At 71.0% G+C, this 6,346-nt stretch carries 6 protein-coding genes; 4 read left to right on the plus strand and 2 right to left on the minus strand.

From position 1 onward, the window contains the following. Positions 1-169: 169 nt before the first annotated feature. The 4 genes from trpB (at position 170) to lgt (ending at position 4,256) form a co-directional block, all read left to right on the plus strand. The gene (trpB, locus tag ADL01_RS26195) at positions 170-1,453 is read left to right on the plus strand and encodes a tryptophan synthase subunit beta (RefSeq protein WP_053744485.1); all 1,284 of its coding nucleotides are present in this window, start codon (positions 170-172) and stop codon (positions 1,451-1,453) included. Then, positions 1,450-2,268, plus strand: a complete 819-nt coding sequence (gene trpA, locus ADL01_RS26200) for a tryptophan synthase subunit alpha (protein ID WP_053744486.1) — start codon at positions 1,450-1,452, stop codon at positions 2,266-2,268. Before trpB ends, trpA begins: the two co-directional genes overlap by 4 nt. Before the next feature lie 88 nt (positions 2,269-2,356). Then, complete coding sequence (locus tag ADL01_RS26205) at positions 2,357-3,133, plus strand: DsbA family protein (RefSeq protein ID WP_053744487.1); 777 nt, start codon at positions 2,357-2,359, stop codon at positions 3,131-3,133. Between the two features lie 136 nt (positions 3,134-3,269). Beyond that, complete coding sequence (gene lgt / locus ADL01_RS26210; protein ID WP_053744488.1) at positions 3,270-4,256, plus strand: prolipoprotein diacylglyceryl transferase; 987 nt, start codon at positions 3,270-3,272, stop codon at positions 4,254-4,256. 60 nt (positions 4,257-4,316) lie between these two features. Here the strand turns inward: lgt and ADL01_RS26215 are convergent, their stop codons facing one another. Both ADL01_RS26215 and ADL01_RS26220 read right to left on the minus strand, forming a co-directional pair. Further along, the gene (locus ADL01_RS26215; RefSeq protein ID WP_053744489.1) at positions 4,317-5,153 is read right to left on the minus strand and encodes an HpcH/HpaI aldolase/citrate lyase family protein; all 837 of its coding nucleotides are present in this window, start codon (positions 5,151-5,153) and stop codon (positions 4,317-4,319) included. Next, the coding region (locus ADL01_RS26220) for a CaiB/BaiF CoA transferase family protein (protein ID WP_053744490.1) at positions 5,150-6,346 on the minus strand (1,197 nt) is incomplete at its 5' end. The genes ADL01_RS26215 and ADL01_RS26220, both read right to left, overlap by 4 nt.

The following is a 6,346-nucleotide window of genomic DNA, read 5'->3' on the forward strand; positions in this document are numbered from 1 at the left end:
GTTTTCGGGTGCGGGTCCGTTGTGGCTTGTCGCGCAGTTCCCCGCGCCCTATGGGGCGCGTCTTCGGCGGCGCGGTTTTCACGGCGCCCGCCCCGCTCCCCGAAACGCTCCCTCACGCTTCCCATGTCCAGATCGAACCCCGGGGCTTGTGCCCCTGCGAGGTAGACGTATGTCCAGTGCGTTTTTCATTCCTGATCCGGATGGTCAGGTTCCCAATGTCGATGGGTACTTCGGTGCCTTCGGTGGCAAGTTCATTCCGGAGGCGCTTGTCGCCGCCGTGGACGAGGTCGCCGTCGAGTACGACAAGGCGAAGTCCGACCCGGAGTTCGCCCGTGAGCTCGACGATCTGCTCGTCCACTACACCGGGCGGCCCAGTTCTCTCACCGAGGTGCCCCGGTTCGCCGAGCACGCCGGGGGTGCCCGGGTCTTCCTCAAGCGGGAGGACCTGAACCACACCGGGTCCCACAAGATCAACAACGTGCTCGGGCAGGCCCTCCTCACCAAGAGGATGGGCAAGACCCGAGTCATCGCCGAGACCGGCGCCGGTCAGCACGGGGTCGCCACCGCCACCGCCTGTGCGCTCTTCGGGCTCGAGTGCACCATCTACATGGGTGAGATCGACACCCAGCGCCAGGCCCTCAACGTGGCCCGGATGCGCATGCTCGGCGCCGAGGTCATCGCCGTGAAGTCCGGGTCGCGCACTCTCAAGGACGCCATCAACGAGGCGTTCCGCGACTGGGTCGCCAACGTCGACCGCACGCACTACCTGTTCGGGACCGTGGCCGGGCCCCACCCCTTCCCGGCCATGGTGCGCGACTTCCACCGGGTCATCGGTGTCGAGGCCAGGCGGCAGCTCCTGGAGCAGGCAGGGCGGCTGCCCGACGCCGCCGTCGCCTGCGTGGGCGGCGGGTCCAACGCCATCGGGCTCTTCCACGCCTTCATCCCCGACGCCGACGTACGGCTCATCGGATGCGAGCCCGCCGGGCACGGTGTCGAGACCGGCGAGCACGCCGCCACCCTCACCGCCGGCGAGCCCGGCATCCTGCACGGGTCGCGGTCGTACGTCCTGCAGGACGAGGAGGGGCAGATCACCGAGCCCTACTCCATCTCCGCCGGACTCGACTACCCGGGCATCGGGCCCGAGCACTCCTACCTCAAGGACAGCGGTCGCGCCGAGTACCGCGCGGTCACCGACGACGCCGCCATGCAGGCGCTGCGTCTGCTGTCCCGTACCGAGGGCATCATCCCGGCCATCGAGAGCGCGCACGCGCTGGCCGGTGCCCTCGAGGTCGGCAAGGAGCTGGGCAAGGACGGGCTGATCGTCATCAACCTCTCCGGGCGCGGCGACAAGGACATGGACACCGCCGCCCGGTACTTCGGCCTGTACGACACCGACGCCGAGGTCGCCGCGAACACGGCCGACGTCGCCGAGATCGAGGGGGACGCCAAGTGAGCGGCAACATCCAGCTGTTGGGCGACACTCTCGCCGCCGCCAAGGCCGAGGGGCGCTCCGCGCTCATCGCGTACCTCCCCGCCGGGTTCCCCACCGTCGACGGCGGGATCGACGCCATCAAGGCCGTGTTCGACGGCGGCGCCGACATCGTCGAGGTCGGGCTGCCGCACAGCGACCCGGTGCTCGACGGGCCGGTCATCCAGACCGCCGACGACATCGCGCTGCGCGGCGGGGTCAAGATCGCGGATGTCATGCGCACGGTCCGGGAGGCGCACGAGGCCACCGGGAAGCCGGTGCTCGTCATGACGTACTGGAACCCGATCGACCGCTACGGAGTCGAACGGTTCACCGCCGAGCTCGCAGAGGCGGGCGGCGCCGGGTGCATCCTGCCCGACCTGCCCGTGCAGGAGTCGGCGCTGTGGAGGGAGCACGCCGAGAAGCACGGTCTCGCGACCGTGTTCGTCGTCGCGCCCAGCAGCAGGGACGCACGGCTCGCCGAGATCACCGCGGCGGGCAGCGGGTTCGTGTACGCCGCATCGCTGATGGGTGTCACCGGGACGCGGGCGTCGGTCGGCGCCCAGGCCCAGGCCCTGGTCGAGCGCACCCGGGGCACCGGCACCGGCCTGCCGGTCTGTGTCGGGCTCGGTGTCTCCGACGCGGCGCAGGCCGCCGAGGTCGCCGGCTTCGCCGACGGCGTGATCGTCGGGTCGGCCTTCGTGAAGCGGATGCTCGACGCGCCGGACCACGCGGCCGGTGTCGAGGCCGTGCGGGAACTCGCCGCCGACCTCGCGAAGGGTGTACGCGGCTCGGCGTGATCCGGCGGGACATTTCGTACGGGTAGCCCGAACGGGTGGACCTGGGGCCGGGGAGACGCAATGCGTCTCCCCGGTTCGTTCTGCGGGTGTGAGCGAGAAGAATCGTGACGGAAAGCGCACCGCCCGCGAGCGGCTGGCGGTCGAGCGTGAGAAGCAGAAGTCCGCGGACAAGCGGCGGCGGGTGCTGATCGTGGGCGCCAGTGTCGTCTGCGTGCTGGGACTCGCGGCGGTGATCGGCGTCGTCGCCGCGAACTCCGGCAAGGACGGCAAGAGCGAGAGCGCCGGTCCGGTGGTGGCGCCCTCGGGCGCGCTGGGCAAGGACAGTCTCGCGATCCCCGTGGGTGAGGAGGGCGCCAAGTCGACGCTCACGGTGTGGGAGGACTTCCGCTGTCCGGCCTGCCAGGCCTTCGAGACCAACTACCGGTCAACCATTCATGAGTTGACGGCCGCGGGCAAGCTGAAGGTGGAGTACCACCTGGCGACGATCATCGACGGCAACATGGCCGGCAGCGGCTCCCGGCACGCCGCCAACGCCGCGGCCTGCGCCCAGGACACCGGCAGGTTCACCGCCTACCACGACGTGCTGTACGAGAACCAGCCGCCGGAGACCGACGACGCCTTCGCGAAGGACGGCAGACTCATCGAGCTGGCCGCGAAGGTCAAGGGACTCGACGCACCGGCGTTCCGGACGTGTGTCGAGGACGGCACGCACAACAGCTGGGTCGTGAAGTCGAACAAGGCCTTCCAGACCGGCGGCTTCGGCGGCACGCCGACCGTGCTGCTCAACGGGAAGAACATCTACCAGGACCAGACGATGACTCCGGCGAAGCTGAAGCAGCTGGTCGAGGCGGCCGACAAGGCGTAGGGGCCGGCCGTTCCCGGGCCGCCCGGGTGCCTCCGGTCCACCGTCGTGAGCGGAACCGGAGGCACCGCCCGTTATGGAGCCGTTGCCCGGGGCGGCTCACATCCGCCACGTCCGTCAAGGTAGCGTCGGGACTGCCATGGAAATCGCCTACATTCCCAGTCCGTCGCGCGGGGTGCTGCACCTTGGACCCATTCCGCTGCGCGGCTACGCGTTCTGCATCATCATCGGAGTCTTCGTCGCGGTCTGGCTCGGCAACAAGCGCTGGCTCGCCCGCGGTGGCCGACCCGGCACGGTGGCCGACATCGCGGTCTGGGCCGTGCCCTTCGGCCTGGTCGGTGGCCGGCTCTACCACGTGATCACGGACTACGAGCTGTACTTCAGCGAGGGCCGCGACTGGGTGGACGCCTTCAAGATCTGGGAGGGCGGCCTCGGTATCTGGGGCGCGATCGCCCTCGGCGCGCTGGGCGCGTGGATCGGCTGCCGCCGACGGGGTATCCCGCTGCCCGCGTGGGCCGACGCCCTCGCTCCCGGTATCGTCCTCGCACAGGCGTGCGGGCGCTGGGGCAACTGGTTCAACCAGGAGCTGTACGGGAGGGAGACCACCCTCCCCTGGGCCCTGCACATCACCTCCTCCACGGACGGCCGGGTGCCGGGCTACTACCACCCGACATTCTTGTACGAGTCCCTGTGGTGTGTCGGTGTCGCGCTGCTGGTCATCTGGGCCGACCGCCGCTTCACGCTGGGCCACGGACGGGCGTTCGCGCTGTACGTCGCGGCCTACTGCGTGGGCCGCTTCTGGATCGAGTACCTGCGCGTCGACGACGCCCACCACATCCTGGGCATGCGGCTCAACAACTGGACCGCGATCTTCGTCTTCATCGCCGCTGTCGTCTATTTCGTGCTGTCGGCGAAGAAGCGGCCGGGCCGGGAGGAAGTGGTGGAGCCCGGAGCGGATGTCCCCGACGGTTCGGCGGACGACGCCGCCGAGAACGACGAGAACGGCAAGAACGGTGCGGAATCGGCCGAGGTGAAGGCCGAGGCCGGGACCGACGGCGAGGCAGCGGACCAGGACGAGGCTAAGGCCGACTCCGTGGCCGAGGCGGAGCCGACCAAGAAGAGCTGAGGTCGGCCGTACGACGACGAGGGCGCCCCGGATGCCGGGGCGCCCTCGTTCGTTGTGTGGTCAGGGGCGGTCGCGGTCGGCCAGGGACAGGATTCTGCGGGCTGTCGCGACCACCGCCGCGTCGATGAAGTGGCCGTCGGGGAGGGCCTGGGCGCCCTCGTTCGTGGCCGCCGCCTTGACGATCTGTTCGGCCTCCTCGATCTCCTCCGGGGTGGGGAGGTACGCGCGTTCGATGACCGGGAGCTGGCGGGGGTGGACGGCGGCCCGGCCCAGGAAGCCCAGGGCGCGGCCGTGGGCGCAGGACGCGGCCAGGGTGTCGAGGTCGCGGATGTCGGGGTGGACCGACTGAGGCGGCGGGGCGAGTCCCGCCGCCCGTGCGGCCACGACGACTCGGGAGCGGCACCAGTCGAGGCCCGCGTCGTCCCGTACCCCCAGATCGGCCCGGAGGTCGGCCTCGCCGAGCGCGATGCCCCGCAGGGCGGGGTGAGCGGTCGCGATGGCGAAGGCGTGTTCGATGCCGAGGGCGGTTTCGAGCAGGGCGTGGAGCGGGAGTCCGGCCCCGGTGGCCGTGGAGGTATGGGTGGCCACGCGGACGACGTCCTGGGGAGCCGTCACCTTCGGGAGCCGTAGGCCCGAGATGCCGGGGAGGCCTTCGAGGGCCGCCAGGTCGGGGGCGGCCAGGGGGCCGTCCAGGGCGTTGATCCGGACATGGACCGGGACCGGCTGGGGGTCGGTGAGGCGTTCGGCGGTGGCTGTGCGGGCGTACTCCTTGCGGTCCGGGGCGACCGCGTCCTCCAGGTCGACGACCACCACGTGGGCGCCGGAGACGAGGGCCTTGGACACCACGTCGGGGCGGTCGCCGGGGACGTACAGCCAGGTCAGGGGGACTGCTGTCACAGGGCTCCCTCGGTTCGCAGGGCGTCGATGTCGGGCCCGGTCAGGCCCAGTTCGGTGAGCACGGTGGTGGTGTCCGCGCCGTGCGCGCGGCCCGCCCAGCGGATCGCGCCGGGGGTGGCGGACAGGCGGAAGAGGACGTTCTGCATCCGGATCGGGCCGAGGTCGGGGTCGTCGAGCGTGGTGATGGTGCCGAGGGCCTGGTACTGCGGGTCGGTCATCACCTCCCGTACGTCCTGGATCGGGGCCACCGCGGCTTCCGCCTTCTCGAAGGCCGCGATGACCTCGGAGTGGGAGTGGCGGGCGATCCATGTGCCCACCGCCTCGTCGAGGACGTCCGCGTGCCGGGCGCGGTCGGCGCCGGTGGCGAACCAGGGCTCGTCGATCAGCTCCGGGCGGCCGACCAGACTCATCACGCGCTCGGCGATCGACTGGGCCGAGGTCGACACGGCGACCCAGGTGCCGTCGGCCGTGAGGTAGGTGTTGCGGGGGGCGTTGTTCTGTGAGCGGTTGCCGGTGCGCGGCTGGACGTGGCCCAACTGGTCGTACCAGAGCGGCTGCGGGCCGAGGACGCTGAGGATCGGCTCGATGATCGCCATGTCGACGACCTGCCCCTCGCCGGTGCGGTCACGGGCGGACAGTGCCGTCATGACCGCGTACGCCGTCGCCAGGCCCGCGATCGAGTCGGCGAGGCCGAACGGGGGGAGCGTCGGGGGCGCGTCCGGTTCGCCGGTGATCGCGGCGAAACCGCTCATCGCCTCGGCGAGGGTGCCGAAGCCGGGGCGGTGCGCGTACGGGCCGAACTGGCCGAAGGCGGTGACCCGGGCGAGGACCAGACGCGGGTTGACGGCGGACAGCTCCGGCCAGCCCAGGTCCCATTTCTCCAGGGTGCCCGGGCGGAAGTTCTCGATGACGACGTCGGCGGTGGCGGCGAGCCGCAGGAGGGTGTTTCTGCCGCCCGGCCGGGAGAGGTCGAGGGTCATCGTGCGCTTGTTGCGGCCCAGCACTTTCCACCACAGGCCGATGCCGTCCTTGGACGGGCCGTGGCCCCGGGAGGGGTCGGGCTTCGCCGGGTGCTCGATCTTGATCACCTCGGCGCCGAAGTCACCGAGCATGGTCGCGGCGAGCGGGCCGGCGAAGAGGGTGGCCAGGTCGAGGACGCGGAGGCCGGTGAGGGGCGCTGCGGGGGAGGAGGG

The sequence above is a fragment of the Streptomyces sp. NRRL WC-3618 genome (assembly GCF_001280005.1).
Taxonomy (GTDB): domain Bacteria; phylum Actinomycetota; class Actinomycetes; order Streptomycetales; family Streptomycetaceae; genus Streptomyces.